This window comes from Brevundimonas nasdae (assembly GCF_016654005.1).
Taxonomy (GTDB): domain Bacteria; phylum Pseudomonadota; class Alphaproteobacteria; order Caulobacterales; family Caulobacteraceae; genus Brevundimonas; species Brevundimonas nasdae.
In genome coordinates this window covers 193,774-207,875 of sequence record NZ_JAEPWN010000001.1, presented here as the reverse complement: position 1 = coordinate 207,875, position 14,102 = coordinate 193,774, and the positions used below count along the sequence as shown (strand labels likewise).

19 protein-coding genes are annotated in these 14,102 nt (G+C 67.3%); 8 read left to right on the top strand and 11 right to left on the bottom strand.

The features are described 5' to 3' along the window. Window positions 1-13 precede the first annotated feature (13 nt). A complete protein-coding gene (locus tag JKF87_RS01060) occupies window positions 14-499 on the bottom strand; it encodes a peroxiredoxin (protein WP_201096537.1) in 486 nt (161 codons plus the stop codon). A gap of 124 nt (window positions 500-623) precedes the next feature. Here JKF87_RS01060 and JKF87_RS01055 point away from each other — a divergent pair, with 124 nt between their 5' ends. Next, window positions 624-1,193 carry a YqgE/AlgH family protein gene (locus JKF87_RS01055; RefSeq protein WP_201096536.1) on the top strand — a complete coding sequence of 190 codons (570 nt, stop codon included), beginning with the start codon at window positions 624-626 and terminating at the stop codon, window positions 1,191-1,193. Between the two features lie 6 nt (window positions 1,194-1,199). Here the strand turns inward: JKF87_RS01055 and JKF87_RS01050 are convergent, their stop codons facing one another. Next, the gene (locus tag JKF87_RS01050; protein WP_201096535.1) at window positions 1,200-2,915 is read right to left on the bottom strand and encodes a bifunctional protein-serine/threonine kinase/phosphatase; all 1,716 of its coding nucleotides are present in this window, start codon (window positions 2,913-2,915) and stop codon (window positions 1,200-1,202) included. Between the two features lie 130 nt (window positions 2,916-3,045). Between JKF87_RS01050 and JKF87_RS01045 the strand changes: the two genes are divergently transcribed. The 4 genes from JKF87_RS01045 (at window position 3,046) to JKF87_RS01030 (ending at window position 5,566) form a co-directional block, all read left to right on the top strand. Continuing rightward, window positions 3,046-3,354, top strand: coding sequence for a hypothetical protein (locus JKF87_RS01045; protein WP_201096534.1), 309 nt, complete (start codon window positions 3,046-3,048; stop codon window positions 3,352-3,354). Between the two features lie 125 nt (window positions 3,355-3,479). After that, complete coding sequence (locus JKF87_RS01040; protein WP_201096533.1) at window positions 3,480-3,944, top strand: Fur family transcriptional regulator; 465 nt, start codon at window positions 3,480-3,482, stop codon at window positions 3,942-3,944. Next, entirely contained in the window at window positions 3,941-4,681 is a 741-nt protein-coding gene (locus tag JKF87_RS01035; protein WP_201096532.1) for a siderophore-interacting protein, read from the top strand. Before JKF87_RS01040 ends, JKF87_RS01035 begins: the two co-directional genes overlap by 4 nt. A 9-nt stretch (window positions 4,682-4,690) precedes the next feature. Continuing rightward, entirely contained in the window at window positions 4,691-5,566 is an 876-nt protein-coding gene (locus tag JKF87_RS01030; RefSeq protein ID WP_201096531.1) for an AraC family transcriptional regulator, read from the top strand. Window positions 5,567-5,569: 3 nt separating this feature from the next. On the opposite strand, the gene JKF87_RS01025 is transcribed toward JKF87_RS01030, so the two are convergent. From JKF87_RS01025 to JKF87_RS01015, 3 genes are all read right to left on the bottom strand, one after another. Further along, the gene (locus JKF87_RS01025; RefSeq protein ID WP_201096530.1) at window positions 5,570-7,237 is read right to left on the bottom strand and encodes a putative bifunctional diguanylate cyclase/phosphodiesterase; all 1,668 of its coding nucleotides are present in this window, start codon (window positions 7,235-7,237) and stop codon (window positions 5,570-5,572) included. 16 nt (window positions 7,238-7,253) lie between these two features. After that, window positions 7,254-7,856, bottom strand: coding sequence for a GNAT family N-acetyltransferase (locus JKF87_RS01020; protein ID WP_201096528.1), 603 nt, complete (start codon window positions 7,854-7,856; stop codon window positions 7,254-7,256). Between the two features lie 75 nt (window positions 7,857-7,931). Next, window positions 7,932-8,135, bottom strand: a complete 204-nt coding sequence (locus JKF87_RS01015; RefSeq protein WP_201096526.1) for a hypothetical protein — start codon at window positions 8,133-8,135, stop codon at window positions 7,932-7,934. 239 nt (window positions 8,136-8,374) lie between these two features. Here JKF87_RS01015 and JKF87_RS01010 point away from each other — a divergent pair, with 239 nt between their 5' ends. After that, the gene (locus tag JKF87_RS01010) at window positions 8,375-8,587 is read left to right on the top strand and encodes a cold-shock protein (protein WP_166622634.1); all 213 of its coding nucleotides are present in this window, start codon (window positions 8,375-8,377) and stop codon (window positions 8,585-8,587) included. A gap of 50 nt (window positions 8,588-8,637) precedes the next feature. On the opposite strand, the gene JKF87_RS01005 is transcribed toward JKF87_RS01010, so the two are convergent. After that, window positions 8,638-9,351, bottom strand: coding sequence for an alpha/beta fold hydrolase (locus JKF87_RS01005; RefSeq protein ID WP_201096523.1), 714 nt, complete (start codon window positions 9,349-9,351; stop codon window positions 8,638-8,640). Window positions 9,352-9,451: 100 nt separating this feature from the next. Here JKF87_RS01005 and JKF87_RS01000 point away from each other — a divergent pair, with 100 nt between their 5' ends. Together JKF87_RS01000 and JKF87_RS00995 are read left to right on the top strand one after the other, a co-directional pair. After that, the gene (locus JKF87_RS01000; protein WP_201096522.1) at window positions 9,452-9,793 is read left to right on the top strand and encodes a hypothetical protein; all 342 of its coding nucleotides are present in this window, start codon (window positions 9,452-9,454) and stop codon (window positions 9,791-9,793) included. A gap of 53 nt (window positions 9,794-9,846) precedes the next feature. Next, complete coding sequence (locus tag JKF87_RS00995) at window positions 9,847-10,002, top strand: hypothetical protein (protein WP_201096519.1); 156 nt, start codon at window positions 9,847-9,849, stop codon at window positions 10,000-10,002. Window positions 10,003-10,137: 135 nt separating this feature from the next. Here the strand turns inward: JKF87_RS00995 and JKF87_RS00990 are convergent, their stop codons facing one another. The 5 genes from JKF87_RS00990 to JKF87_RS00970 form a co-directional block, all read right to left on the bottom strand. Continuing rightward, the gene (locus JKF87_RS00990; protein WP_201096518.1) at window positions 10,138-10,692 is read right to left on the bottom strand and encodes an NADPH-dependent FMN reductase; all 555 of its coding nucleotides are present in this window, start codon (window positions 10,690-10,692) and stop codon (window positions 10,138-10,140) included. Window positions 10,693-10,768: 76 nt separating this feature from the next. Then, window positions 10,769-11,983: a M16 family metallopeptidase gene (locus JKF87_RS00985; protein WP_201096516.1), complete on the bottom strand. Its 1,215-nt coding sequence runs from the start codon at window positions 11,981-11,983 to the stop codon at window positions 10,769-10,771. Window positions 11,984-12,033: 50 nt separating this feature from the next. After that, complete coding sequence (locus tag JKF87_RS00980) at window positions 12,034-12,747, bottom strand: SURF1 family protein (RefSeq protein ID WP_201096514.1); 714 nt, start codon at window positions 12,745-12,747, stop codon at window positions 12,034-12,036. Further along, on the bottom strand, window positions 12,744-13,157 hold the full coding sequence (locus tag JKF87_RS00975) for a DUF983 domain-containing protein (RefSeq protein WP_201096513.1): 414 nt from the start codon (window positions 13,155-13,157) through the stop codon (window positions 12,744-12,746). The genes JKF87_RS00980 and JKF87_RS00975 overlap by 4 nt, the downstream gene beginning before the upstream one ends. Next, window positions 13,154-14,062: a cytochrome c oxidase subunit 3 gene (locus JKF87_RS00970; protein WP_201096512.1), complete on the bottom strand. Its 909-nt coding sequence runs from the start codon at window positions 14,060-14,062 to the stop codon at window positions 13,154-13,156. Before JKF87_RS00970 ends, JKF87_RS00975 begins: the two co-directional genes overlap by 4 nt. Between the last annotated feature and the right edge of the window lie 40 nt (window positions 14,063-14,102).

Here is a 14,102-nt window from a genome sequence, read left to right as displayed (position 1 = left end):
CCCGCATAAATACTTACAGCTGAGCGATCAGGTGCTCGGCCGACGACACCTTGAACTCGCCGCCCTGTTCGATGTTCAGCTGCGAAACCGTGCCGTCCTTGACCAGCATGGAATAGCGCTGCGAACGGTCACCCAGGCCGAAGCCCGAGCCGTCCAGCACCAGACCCAGGGCGCGGGTCAGTTCGCCGTTGCCGTCGGCCAGCATGACGATGGAGCCGTCCTCGATGCCCTGGCTTTCGGCCCAGGCCTTCATGACGAAGGCGTCGTTGACCGAGATGCAGGCGACGGTGTCGACGCCCTTGGCCTGGATGTCGGCCAGATGATCCTTGAAGCCCGGCAGGTGGCGCGCCGAACAGGTCGGGGTGAAGGCGCCCGGAACGGCGAACAGGGCGACGGTCTTGCCGTTGAAGATCTCGGCGGTCGAGACGGGCTTGGGGCCTTCAGCCGTCGCCTGGGCCAGGGTCGCGGCGGGGATGCGGTCGCCGATCTGAATGGTCATGAACTCTCTCCGGGGAGGTCTGGGTGGAAATGAAACCGTGCGAGCGACACATAGACCCATGCCGCGCGTCCGCAAGCGTCAAGGCGCTTGCACGCACCCGTTAACCACCCGATGATGCACCATCATGACCGACGCCTCCTCCCTGACAGGCCGTCTGCTTGTCGCCATGCCCGGCATCAGCGATCCGCGTTTCGAACACGCCGTCATACTGATCTGCGCCCACGGGTCGGATCATGCGATGGGGCTTCGCATCGACCGGCCGGTGGACGGCGTCGACCTGAAGACCGTGCTGGACAAGCTGGACGCTCCCGCCCCGGCCCAGGCCGTGGGCCGCGCCGTACTGGTCGGCGGCCCGGTCGAACGCGAGCGCGGCTTCGTGCTGCACACCGACGACTGGATGATCGGCGACGACAGCCTGCCGTTCGGCGAGGGGCTGGCGATGACCGGCACGCGCGAGGCCCTGGCCGCCATGACCGACGATGTGTCCGGCCCGCGCCGCTCGACCCTGTTGCTGGGTTACGCCGGCTGGGGCGAGGGTCAGTTGGAGGACGAACTGGCTGAAAACGTCTGGCTGACCGCCGAGGCGGACCTGGACATCATCTTCGACACCAACCACGAGACCAAATGGACGCGCGCCCTGGCCCAGATGGGCGTCCAGGCCTCGCAACTGTCCAGCCAGGGCGGCAGGGCCTGAGGCGCGCTAACGCGTCGCCAGCGATATCGCCAAAAGCACGACCAGCAGCAGGCTGACCCCCTGCCAGAACCTGACCGGATCACGTTCGATCAGCGACAGGGTTCGCGGCGGCGGGGCGGCGGCGGCGCTGCCGGTCTCCAGCACCCGGATCAGCTCCTCGACATCGTCGAACCGGTCGTCGCGATTGGGTGCGATCGCTCTCAGGATGGCGGCGTCCAGCCAGGCGGGCATGTCCGGGCGATGGCGGCTGGGCGGGGTCGGCGCCTTGTCGAAACGTGGCGCGTCGTTCGGATCAACCTCGCCCCACGGATAGGTCTTGGTGAACAGCCGATACAGGGTCACGCCCAGGGCGAACTGGTCGGTGGCGGCGTCGCCGACCTCGCCGTCATACATTTCAGGCGCCTTGAAGCCGGGCGTGCCGGGGGCCTCGGCCTCGGCGAATTCTTCGGCCCGGCGCAGGCGCGCGACCCCCAGATCGACCAGCTTCAGCCCGCCGTCCGCCTCCAGGATCACATTGTCCGGCTTGATGTCGCGGTGGGTCACGCCCGCCCGGTGGAGCGCCGCCACCCCGCGCGCCAGCTTCAGGGCGATATCGATGCCCGGCGCGATTTCGGGCGGCCCATCCTCAGCCAGGCGCCGATGCAGGGTGGTTCCGGCATAAAAGGGCTGGACGATGTAGAGCCGCCCCTGCCGCCCCGTCTCCAGCGTCAGCACCCGACCGACATGGGGGCTGTCGATGCGGCGGCCGATGAAGGCCTCGCGCAGGAAGGCGATCCGCGCGCCCCGTTCGGACACCACGGCGGTCTTGGGAAATTTCAGCACCACGGCCCCGGCGTCGCCCAACCCGTCCTTGGCAAGCGTGTCGCGCGCCAGAAACAGCCGCGTATAGCGCCCGTCCGCCACCAACCGCGTCAGATGGAAACCATCGACATTGTCACCGGCCTCGGGCGGGGGCTGGATGACCAGCCCCTCGGCCTCGGCCGTGATCGCCTCCCAGTCGGGCGCGCCGGTCTGAACCACGTCGATGACGATGGCGGTGGCGTTGTCGCGGGTTCCGGCCTCTGTCGCCGCCGCCACGATCGCCTTGGCGTCCGCGTCGGGCGATCCGCGCCGCCCCAGCAGGCGCACGATGGCTTCATCCGACAGGAGCCCGTGCGCCCCGTCCGTCGTCAGCAGCAGCCGGTCGTGCGGCTGCAGGCCGACATGGCGCACGTCCAGCTTCACATCCGCCTCGATCCCCACGGCGCGGTACAGCACATGGCCCATCCCCGCCTGGGCGCGGGTGTGATCCTCGGTCAGTCGGGTCAGGACGCCGTCGCGGAAATGCCAGGCGCGGCTGTCGCCGACGTGCAGGGCCGTCGCCTCGCGCCCGCGCAGGATCAGGGCGGTGAAGGTGGTCGCCGCCGCCTCCATCGCCGGATCGATCCGCCCGCGGGAATGGAGCCAGCGGTTGAAACCGCGCAGGGCCTTGATGCCGTTGGCCGCAATGCCGTTCAGCGGGTTCTGGTCCAGATAGCCGTCGATGAAGCTGCGGGTCGTCAGCTCCGCCGCCGCCCGCCCCGCCTTTGATCCCGACACCCCGTCGGCGATCACAGCGACCACGCCATGCTCGCGCTGCTCCGTCGCCGTGCCCAGATGCACCCCGCCAAAGTCCTGATTGTCGGGCTTGGGGCCCTGGGCGGTGGCGAAGCCTGCGGCGATTTCCAGTCTGGCATCGGTCATGACGGACACTGTGTGCGATACACGCGGGTCTGGCTAGATGGTGGACAAGCTTGGCCGTGGCGGGCACATGTCTCGACGACGGCCTTCGCCGCCGCCAATATGATCGCTGTTTACCAACGGGGTGCGTTTCATGCGTCGAATTCTGCTTCTGGCCGGTCTGGGACTGCTGGCGGGCTGCGCGACCGGGCCTGTGCACGACACCCCGTTCGTCTTCCCCGAAGGCCTGCGGATCATGGAAAAGGGCTATCCCTATCCGGACGGCCCCTGCCGCCTGCTGGGCGAGACCTTCGCCACCTCCGAACTGCTGGACGACAGCGCTGATCTGCTGGGCTGCCCGTCCGACGCCATGAACGACCCGCGCGTCATCAGCCTGGGCCGCGTCGTCGGCCAGTTCGAGGGCGTGACCCTGGTGTCCGTGCCCAAGTCCAAAACCCGCTGATCCCGGCCCGCGCTGCCCGCTCCATTTGGCGGGTTCGCGTAATCATCTGACGCATTCGCCGAAGCTGCCCACGGCGGTCCGCCCTAGGTTCTGCTGGTCGTTTTCCAGTACGCCGAGGACCGCCGATGCCGCACAGTCTAGAGGAGACGCTGACCCGCGCAGGCGCGCGCGTCACGCCCCAGCGGCGCTCGATCATCGCCCTGCTGGCGGCCTCGTCCGACCACCCCACCGCCGAAATCCTGCACCTGCGCCTGCGTGAACGCGGCGTGCCGGTGTCGCTGGCCACCGTCTATCGGACCCTGCGGGTGCTGTGTCAGGCCGGACTGGTTCAGGAGCATGACTTCGGCGACGGCGCACTGCGGTTCGAAGCGGACCGAGGGGACCAGCACGGCCATCTGGTCGATCTGTCTCAAGGCGGAGTGTTCGATTTCGTCGACGACCGCCTGACGCGCCTGCTGGGTGATATCGCCGACCATCACGGCTATGGGGTGGTGGCGTCGCGCGTCAGCATACTGGCCCGGCCGCTGGGCAGCACCACCCTGACGCCCCTCGCCCCTCGCCTTGCCCTGTTGAGCGGGGCCAACGCATGAACGCCCCCCTTCCGGCGCCCGCGCGGGAAAACCGGCCCGAAGGCCGTCGCCCGGGCCTGATCGAGCGCGGCCTGATCCGCAAGATGATGCAGCCGGCCCATGTCACGCGCGTCGAACGCCTGCCTGGCCCCTTCGTCATCGTCGATCTGGCCGGTCCCGCCGTGGAGGGCGCCCATTGGGGTCCGGGCCAGCGCGCCAGCCTGATCTTCGACCAGAGCCTGGCCGGGCGCACCTACACCCCCTTCGGCTGGAGCCGTCGCGCCGACGGCGTGCGCTTCCTGTTCCACATTCACGGCAAGGGTCTGGCCAGCGAATGGGCGTGGGAGGTCGGCAAGGGCGCGACCTGCGGCCTGGTCGGTCCCGCCGCCTCGATTGATCCGCCTGCCGCAGGGACCGCACGTCTGCTGTTCGGCGACGAAACCTCGATCGCCACCGCCCTGTCAGCCGGGCTGGATGAGACGCGCGGCCGCCAATGCGTGTTTGAGGCCGATGACGCATCCGGCCTGCGACAGACCCTGGCCGCCGTCGGCCTGCAGGACGCCCATGTCATTGCGCGCCGTGCGGACATGGCCCATCTGGCGGAGGTGCAGCCGTTGCTGGCGCGGGCGGGCGCCGAGGACGGGCTGGCCCTGACCGGCAACGCCCGATCCATCCAGCGCCTGCACCGGATGCGCGGGCCTTCGTTCGCCGTCAGAACCAAGGCCTATTGGTCCCAGGGCAAGAGCGGCCTGACCTGAGGAGACGCAATGCAGGATGATCGCCCATTCCGGCACGACGGCGATCCTGACCGGATCGACGGCGCCGTGATCGGCCGCGTGGGGGTGCTGAACTCCATGCAGGAGGCCTATCCCCACGCCCACCGCAAGGCGCAGCTGCTGCACGTCATCAGCGGCGCCATCACGGTCGAGGTGGAGTCCGGCGTCTGGACCGTGCCGCCGGGCTGCGCCATCTGGATACCGGGCGGCGCCACCCACAGCGCCCGTTTCGTCGGCCAGATATCCATGGCCATCCTGCATCTCTCGCCTGAGGTTGAGGCGGCGCTGAAGATCGAATGCAGCATCATCTTCGTGCCGCCCCTGCTGCGTGAACTGATCCTGCGGTTCGCGCGCGGCGGCGGCTTCGACCAGACGGGGAGACGCGAGGAACGCCTGATCGGCGTCTTGATTGATGAGCTGGCCGCCGCCCCGGAAGAGCCGCTTCACCTTCCGCTGCCGACGGACCGACGCCTGCGCCGCATCGCCCTGGCCATGCTGGACGACCCTGCTCAGCGCCTGACCATCGACGAATGGGGCGCCCGCGTCGGGGCCAGCAACCGCACCCTGAGCCGCCTGTTCCGCGATGAGACGGGCATGCCGTTCAGCACATGGCGCCAGCAGTTGCATGTCGGCATCGCCTTGCAGAAGCTGGCGACCGGGGCCAGCGTCACCAATGTCGCACTGGACCTGGGCTACCAGAATGTCGGCGCCTTCATCTCTATGTTCAAACGAATGATGGGCGTGAGCCCCGCCCGCTATTTCGGCCAGCAGCAGGACGCCGGTCCCGACGGCGGGTCGATGCCCAGGTCCGGGTCGTCTGCGGAGGTGGTGGCCATCGACCGGGCGCGCGCAGGGCGCCGCCGCTAGGCGTCAGGCCGAGCGCTGTTTGATCGGCGCTGATCCGTCGGCCAGGCTTTCGGCCAGATAGACCTCGGCCTCCTGGGCCGGAAGCGCGGGGGCGTAGCCGAAGCCCTGGCCGTAGTGGCACTGGGCGTCCAGCAGGAGGCCGGCCAGTTCGGCGTTCTCGACGCCTTCGGCGACCACTTCCAAAGACAGGTCGCGGCCCAGATTGACCACGGACTTGACGATCTTGGCAGAGCCCTCGTCCTTCTTCATCGTCAGGACGAAATAGCGGTCGATCTTCAGCGTATCGAAGGGCAAGCGCGCCAGATAGGACAGCGACGAGAAGCCGGTGCCGAAATCATCCAGCGCCAGCGACGCCCCGACGTCCTTTAGCGACTGCAGCACCTCGGCCGCGCGCGCGGTGTCGCGCATGATGTCGCCCTCGGTCACCTCCAACTTCAGCGCGCCGCGCGGCAGGCCGGTCTCCTTGATGATCCGCTCCACATCCTCGCACAGATGCGCGCGTTCGATCTCGCCCACCGACAGGTTGACGCTGCAGAACAGCTTGCCCGATGTCGGGTGCCGCGCGATCCAGTCCGCCAGCTGGCGCGCCGACTGGGTCATCATCAGCAGGCCCAGTTCGTTCATCATGCCCAGCTCGTCGGTCAGGGTCAGGAACTCATCAGGCGGCACCAGCCCGCGCCGGGGGTGACGCCAGCGGGCCAGGGCCTCGAACCCCGCCACAGCGCCGCTGTTCAGGTTCACGATGGGCTGGAAGAAGGGCACGATCTCGCCGCGCACGAAGGCGTTGCGCAGATCCGCCTCCAGCGCCAGACGGCTCAGGCTGTCGCTCTCCAGCGCGCGGCCATAGGCGGCCGATCCGCCGCGCCCCGCGCCCTTGGCCGATTCCACCGCCAGTTCGACCCGGCGCAGCAGCTCGGCGGCGTCCGGGGCGTCCGGCCCGCCCTCGACGACCACGGCGCCGATGGAGACGGTGGGATAGATGTCAAAACCCGCGACCCGCAGCGGCTGCTCCAGCGCCTCGCGCATCCGATAGCTGGTGTGGGAGGCGGTCTTGGGCACGATGATGGCGAACTCGTCCTCGCCGATCCGGGCCGCCGAGGCGTCCTGGGAAAAGGCCGCCGCCAGACGCGAGCCCAGGGCTGACAGAACCAGGTCCGTCCGCTCATGACCCAGCGCCTCGTTCAGGCGCCGCAGTCGGTCGACGTCGCCGACCACCATCTCATATTCGCCGGGCGCGACCAGCACCTCGGTCACCCGGGCCAGAAAGGCGCGGCGATCCAACAGGCCCGTCAGCGTATCCAGGTCGGAGCCCGCGAACTTGTTCTCCAGCGCCACCACGCCCGCCGCCCGCAGCCCGTCCTCCAGCCAGACCCCGCGCCACAGGCAGGTCTCCGCGCCGCGCATCCGCAGGCGGACCGAAATCTCGGTCCCCTCTTCCGAGGGTTTCAGCATCTTCTCGGCCAGCGACCGATCCTGCGGCAGGGCCGAGGCGACAAAGCCCGCCGCCGAACATTCCGGCGCCAACGGCCCCAGGCCCAGCGACCGCGTCGCGCCCGTGAACCGGATCTGGTCTTCAGCCGGGGTCCAGACCCACAGAGCCGTATCGGCCGCCGCCAACGCCTCGATGGCGGTGGTGGCGTCCCAGGCCAGCGATCTGGATCGGGGGTTCAAGCGTAGGGACCCTTTGTCAGGACGAGGGACGACCGTCGCGATCGTATTCGTCCTCGATCAGGCCGAACAGAAGATGATCTGCCCACTCGCCGTTAATTTTCAAATAAGCCCGCGCCAGGCCCTCGTTGCGAAAGCCGGATTTCTCCAGCACGCGGCGCGAGCCGGCGTTGGTCGGCAGGCAGGCGGCCTCCAGCCGATGCAGCTTCAGCTTGTCGAAGGCGTAGCCGACGATCGCCCGAACGCCTGCGGTGCCGAACCCCTGTCCAGCGTAGGGCTGGCCGATCCAGTAGCCCAGGGTGCCCATCTCGGCGACGCCGCGGCGCACGTTCGACAGGGTCACCGCCCCGTACAGGGTCTTGCCGTCCGGGCTCAGCACGAAGAAGGGCCAGGCGTTGCCCAGCTCCATCTCGCGCCCATAGACCGACAGCCGCCGCCGAAAGGCCGGCTTGGTCAGGTCGTCTTCGGCCCAGGCGGGCTCCCACGGCTGCAGATAGTCGCGCGACGCCTCGCGCAGCGCCGACCACGCCGGATAATCGGACACGCGCGGCGGCCGCAGCAGCACGCCGTCCCCCCGGACAACAGGCCCGGACACATCGCTCATCCAGTCCAGAAGCGCCATTGCGCCAGATTAACGCGACGGAACACGCTTGGCGACGCCCCCACGCGATCTTGATTTTTGTTACAGTAACGGTCTTCAGGCGGCGTCAGAGGCCGGACTTTCCTTCGGCAGCTTGGAAATTCGGTTCAGGTCGGCCCGGATCGAGCTGCCCTGAAAATGAGAGATTTCCGCGCCGGAGTAGCCTTCGGCCGACAGGGCCTTCACAACATCTCCGGTATTCAAGCATTCGGCAGTGCGTGCCAGCTGATACGCGCGTTCGACCACATGGGTACGGTTCATATTTTGAGCCTTTCCTAGAAATACTTAACGCGTCAGAAGCTGTACTGTTCCCTAAACTTCACAATATGAGTCATTTCGGTCCCGCTTGCATTTCTCGCAAAGACCTGTGCAAATGTCCTTCGTCGATCTCTCTGCGTAACGCCCACTCTCTCTGCGAACGCACGAGTCCAGGCCGCTCCATTCAGACCCGACAGGCCGCAGGGACGTTCCCTCGGTCAACTTCTAACGGAGGTCTACAAATGGCTACCGGCACTGTTAAGTGGTTCAACCCGACCAAGGGCTACGGCTTCATCCAACCCGACGACGGCGGCAAGGACGTCTTCGTCCACATCTCGGCTGTTGAAGCTGCTGGCCTGCGCGGCCTGGACGAAAACCAGAAGGTTTCCTACGAGCTGGAGCGCGACAAGCGTTCGGGCAAGGAATCGGCTGGCCAGCTCCAGACCGTCGGCTGATCTCAGCACACGTCTAAAGGAAACGGCGGCTCCTCACGGGGCCGCCGTTTTCAATTCTGCGCCTGGTCATCCGCGTCCAGCAGCGCCTGCGCCAGCAGATCAGGATGGCTGATCATCGCGTCATGCGGCGCATCGATCTCGACATAGGACCAGGCGGGGTCCGAGCGCACCCGCCGAACCGACGCCGCCAGCAGATCGCCCGGCGCCTGCCCGCAGCGGATATAGGTCTGGCGCTGCCCCGTCGGCGCATCGGCCAGCACAACGGGTTCGAAATAGGTTTCGACCGGCTGGGGCGTCAGCTTCGCATCGACCCAGGCCTGATCCTCAATCCCCACGCCGAACGCCGCCGAAGGAATGGGCGGGATGTTCCAGGCCTCATCGGCATCCGCCGCCTGCCGATAAGGCGCGATCAGCGCGGGCGCGTGGTCCAGCAGAATCTCCCCCGCCGCCGGCAGGAAGGCGTCCAGCAGCACCAGGTGCGGCGCCTGCCCGCCCAGCCTGCGCGCCGCCGCCGTCGCGGGAAATCCGCCGTAACTGTGCCCGACCAGGATCACCGGCTGATCGCCCAGCCCGCGAACATGGTCGACGATGTCATCGACATGGGTGGTCAGGTTGATGCGGCGCGACACCTGACCGGCCCGCTCGGCCAGCCCGCTCAAGGTCGGCGCGGTGACCCTATGGCCAGCGGCTTCAAGCAGGCCCGCCGTCCGCGCCCAGCACCAGCCGCCATGCCATGCGCCGTGGATCAAAACAAAATGGGTCACAGAGCCGCCCTCAAAACAATCGCCGCCACGTCTGGCGGCGCGCCTTGGACATTCAGGCCCATTGGCATTTTCGCCCTGATACCGCATTCAGTGGTCCGAGATGAAATCCGTCCGCCGACACATGATCGCCCTGGCTGGCGCCGCGCTTGCGGTGTTCGCCATGTTCATGGTCTCGACGGTCAGTTTCGCCGCCCCCGCCTTCGCTTCTACGCCCGTCGCGTCCGCCGATTGCGCCGACATGGACATGGGCGGCCCCAGCGATCAGGCGCCGAACAAGGGCGTGCTGTTGTGCGCCAAGGATTGCGCGGTCATCTGCCACGCCCTGCTGACCCCGCCCATTACGACCAGCAAAGTCATGAGCTTCGCGCCGGTCGCCTATCTTACCCGCCACCCAAGACTGACGTCTGTCGTCGTCGACAGGGACGATCCGCCGCCGCGTTGAGCGGCGCACGCCCAAATCGACACAGACACTCAATCAATCTTGGAATTCTGAAAATGAAAAACGCATTCGCCATCGCAGGCCTGATCCTGCTCGCCTCCGGCACGGCCGCCTTCGCCGCCTCGCCAGAGGCGGTGCTGCACGCGGTCGCCTCCTGCTGCGACGCCCTGGCCGCCTGCTGCCAGGGCGGCACGGCGCCCTGCTGCCCCTAGAGCCTGATCGGTTGAGATGGAATCGCTTCGCGATTTCATCGATGCCGTGAATCAGGCTCCAGATTAAAGCGAGAGCCCTGTCGGCTTAAGCCAGGGGAACGCCCGGTCGAAAGGCCGGGCGTTTTCTTTTGTCGATCAGGCCTTGGTCTTTTCGATCCAGGCCGCAAACGCATCGGCGAAGGCCTTCAGGAAGTCGCGCGTGCCGGGGTTGGTCAGCTTGCCACGCTCGTCCAGCAGGGCGGCGACATTGCCGATATAGGCCTCGGGCTGCTGCAGGGTCGGCATGTTCAGGAAGACCAGAGGCTGGCGCAGGTGGTGGTTGGCGCCGAAGCCGCTGACGGCGCCGGGCGAGACGCTGACGATGGCGGCGGGCTTGGCCTGCCAGACGCTGTGGCCATAGGGACGCGAGCCGACATCCAGCGCATTCTTCAGCCCGCCGGGGATGGAGCGGTTATATTCCGGCGTCACGAACAGCACGGCCTCGGTCGTCGCGACCTCTTCGCGGAACCGCGTCCAGGCCGCGGGCGGCGCATCCGTGTCCAGATCAGGATTGTAGAGCGGCAGGTCGCCGAACTCGACCGGAACCAGATCCAGCGCGGGCTGGGCCAGCTCCTTGATCGCCTGTGCGATATGACGCGAGTACGAGCCTTCGCGCAGGCTGCCGACGATCAGGGCGACGCGGACGGACATGGGGTTCTCCAGGACTGAGCGCCCCGGCCGCTTGCCGAAGCGTCAGCTTAACCGCCGCCACCCGCCTGAAGTTCCGCTACAGGCTGAACAGGGCCGTGGCGAAGGCTTCGCCCGCCGCTGACGCCGACTTCGGCCCCAGCACGGCGCTGGCCGCCTTGCCGCTGGACACCAGTCGGGCGCCGACGGCGCGCACGTCCGCGATGCTCTGGGCCTCCAGCTTTTCGGTCATCGCCAGACTGGACACCGGGGCGCCGAAGATCAGGGTCTGGGCGGCGTTGCGTCCGGCGCGGCTCATCGGGTTTTCATCCGACATCCACAGCCCGGCCTTCATCACCGCCTTGGCGCGCGACAGCTCCCTGTCGGTGGGGCCATTCTCGGCCAGAGCCCGCACCTCGGCCGCCGACACCTCGGCAAGCTCCCTGGCCCGGTCCGCCGCGGCGCCCGCATAGATGCCCAGCACGCCCGTATCCTCATACGGCTCCTGATAGGCGTCGATGGCGTAGGCCAGGCCCCGTTCTTCGCGCGCGCTCTGGAACAGGCGCGACGCCATGCCCCCGCCCAGGATCTCGCTGAACAGCCGCATGGACGACAGGGCCGGATCGGTGGCCGACAGGCCCGGAAGCTGGAAGACCAGATTGGCCTGTTCGATCTTGCGCGCCAGTTTCGCATGGCCGCCGACAAACAGGGCGGGCGCGGGCGCATCGACCGGGGTGGCCACGGCGTCGCCGAACCAGCGCTCGGCCAGGGCCAGAAGCTCGGTCTCGTCCACGGCGCCCGACACCGCCACCACCATCCGGTCGGGCGAATACAGCCGTGCGCGCCATGCCTCGACCGTCGCCTTGTCGGCCGGTTTCAGGCTGGCGATGGAGCCCAGGATCGGGCGGCCCATCGGCTGGCCCGTGAAGGCGCGGGTCTGGACCATTTCGAACACATGGTCGTCGGGCGTGTCGAAGGCCTCGGCGATCTCCTGGGCGACCACGTCCTTTTCCCGCTCGATCTCGGTGGGATCCAGCGTCGGGCGGAACACCAGGTCCGACAGCACCTGCATGGCCAACGGCAGGGAGCCGTCCAGTCCGCGCACCTCGAAACTGGTCCGCTCATAGCCTGTCGCCGCGTTGATCGTGCCGCCCTCGGCCTCGATCCGCTCGACGATCTCGCGCGCCGCCATGTCGCCCGCGCCCTTGAAGACCAGATGCTCCAACAGGTGCGACCAGCCGGAGCGGTCCTCAGCCTCCCACCGCGCACCGCCCTTGACGGTGACGACGACGGCCAGGGTCTTCAGGCCGGGCATGGGATCACAGACGACGCGGACGCCGTTGGACAGGGTGTGAAGCGAAGCAGTCAGGGGGTGTCTTTCTTCAGACGACGGCGAAGCAGGGCCACATAGAAGCCCGCCAGCACAATCGCCAGCCCGAACCACGTCAGAGCATACCCGAAATGGTTGTTGGTGAAGGCGGCGGGCGGCGCGGACGGCTTCAAGGCCTCGATCTCGGGATTGGTCTGAGTCAGGGCATAGACCGCCTCGGGCCGAACGGGGCCGGTCACCTTCAGCGCCTTGGCCATGGCCTCGGTGTCGCGCCCGTAGAAGCGACCGTTACTGGGCGCGGGGGTCATGCCGTTGGGGCGGGAGAAGGTGCGGAACTCGCCGACCAGCACCAGCGGCAGGGTGCTGTCGATCACGCGCGGGCGGGCCGAGACGGCCTCAGGAATGAAACCACGGTCGATCAGCAGGCTGAAATCCTGACCTTCAGGGCGGCAGGCCGAGATCAGGCGCACGCCCGGCGCGCCGTCATGAATGGTCTGAAGCTCGACATAGGGGGCGGTCGCCAGACCCCGGCACACCATCAGCGCCTTGCGGAACTCCAGGTCGCCCTGCCCCTGAATCCCGGCCAGAACCTCAGCCAGAGGCGCGGGCGGTTTCGCCGCCGCCGCGTCGGCCGCATCCATCAGCCCGACCTTCCATTGCAGGCGCTCGACCTGCCACACACCCAGGCCGATCAGCAGGCACAGGGCCAGCGCCGTCAGCACGGTCAGGATCCAGGGAAAACGCCTCATCTTTGGTTCCGATATTGCAGGCCGATCATCAGGCCTCGCCCTGGCCGCATCAAGGCCAGGGACAGCGCGACCACAAGGGGCAGCCACACGATCAGATGCACCCACATGGGCGGATGGAACCTGATCTCGACGAACAGGGCCGAGAAGCCGACGATGAATCCCGCGATCTGCATGATGAAGGTGGCGGGACCATCACCGGTCTGGATTCGGGTGAAATCCAGCCCGCAGGCCTCGCAGGCGGGCCGCACCTTCAGAAATCCCTGAAACAGCCGCCCCTGGCCGCAGCGCGGGCATCGTCCGCGAATCGCCGCCTTGAGGGGGGTCGTAATCGGCGCGGCGGAAACGCCGACGGCGCGGGACGATCCCTCGTCCCGCGCCGCCTTCAGGTCTTCAGTCTTGTCTTGGATCAACCGAAGACGACGTAAACGAACGCGAACAGGAACAGCCAGACCACGTCCACGAAGTGCCAGTACCAGGCGGCGGCTTCGAAACCGAAATGCTTCTGCGGGGTGAAGTCGCCCTGCAGCAGACGGATCAGGCAGACCGCCAGGAAGATGGTGCCGATCAGGACGTGGAAGCCGTGGAAGCCCGTGGCCATGAAGAAGATCGAACCATACAGGCCCGAGTTCACGGCTTCTTCGTTGAAGAACAGCTTCTCGTGCAGGATGTGGTGATATTCGTAGGCCTGAACACAGGTGAACAGAACGCCCAGGGCGACCGTGATGGCCAGGGCGATCTTGGCGCCCTTGCGGTCGCCGGTCTGGATCGCATGGTGCGCCCAGGTGACGGTGCAGCCCGACAGCAGCAGGGTCACGGTGTTCAGCAGCGGCAGCTGCCACGGCGACAGGACCTCAACCCCCTTCGGCGGCCAGGTCGACCAGGCCTTGGCGGTGTCCGCCCAGGCGCCCATGTCGGGGGTCAGGGCCCGCGATTCGTGGAACAGGGCCATGTCGAAGAACATCCAGAAGAAGGCGACGAAGAACATCACCTCCGACGCGATGAACAGGATCATGCCGTAGCGCAGACCGATGGAGACGACCGGCGTGTGGTCGCCCGCCTTGGATTCCTTGATGACGTCCGACCACCAGCCGAAGGCCGACACCAGCACCCCCGCCAGACCGGCGAAGAAGATGGCGGGCTTGCCCTTGGCCAGGAAGTTGGCGGCGATGGGGCCGGCGTCGGCAGGGGCCAGGCCCTTCATCCAGATGACGGCGCCGATGAACATGATCGTAGCGGCGGCGGAAGAGAGCAGCGGCCAGGGGCTGGGTGGCACCAGGTGATAATCGTGCTGCGGAAGAGCGTGGGCGTCGGCCATGAATCGCGTCTCTTTGGTCGGCGAAAATTCGGTTATGCCA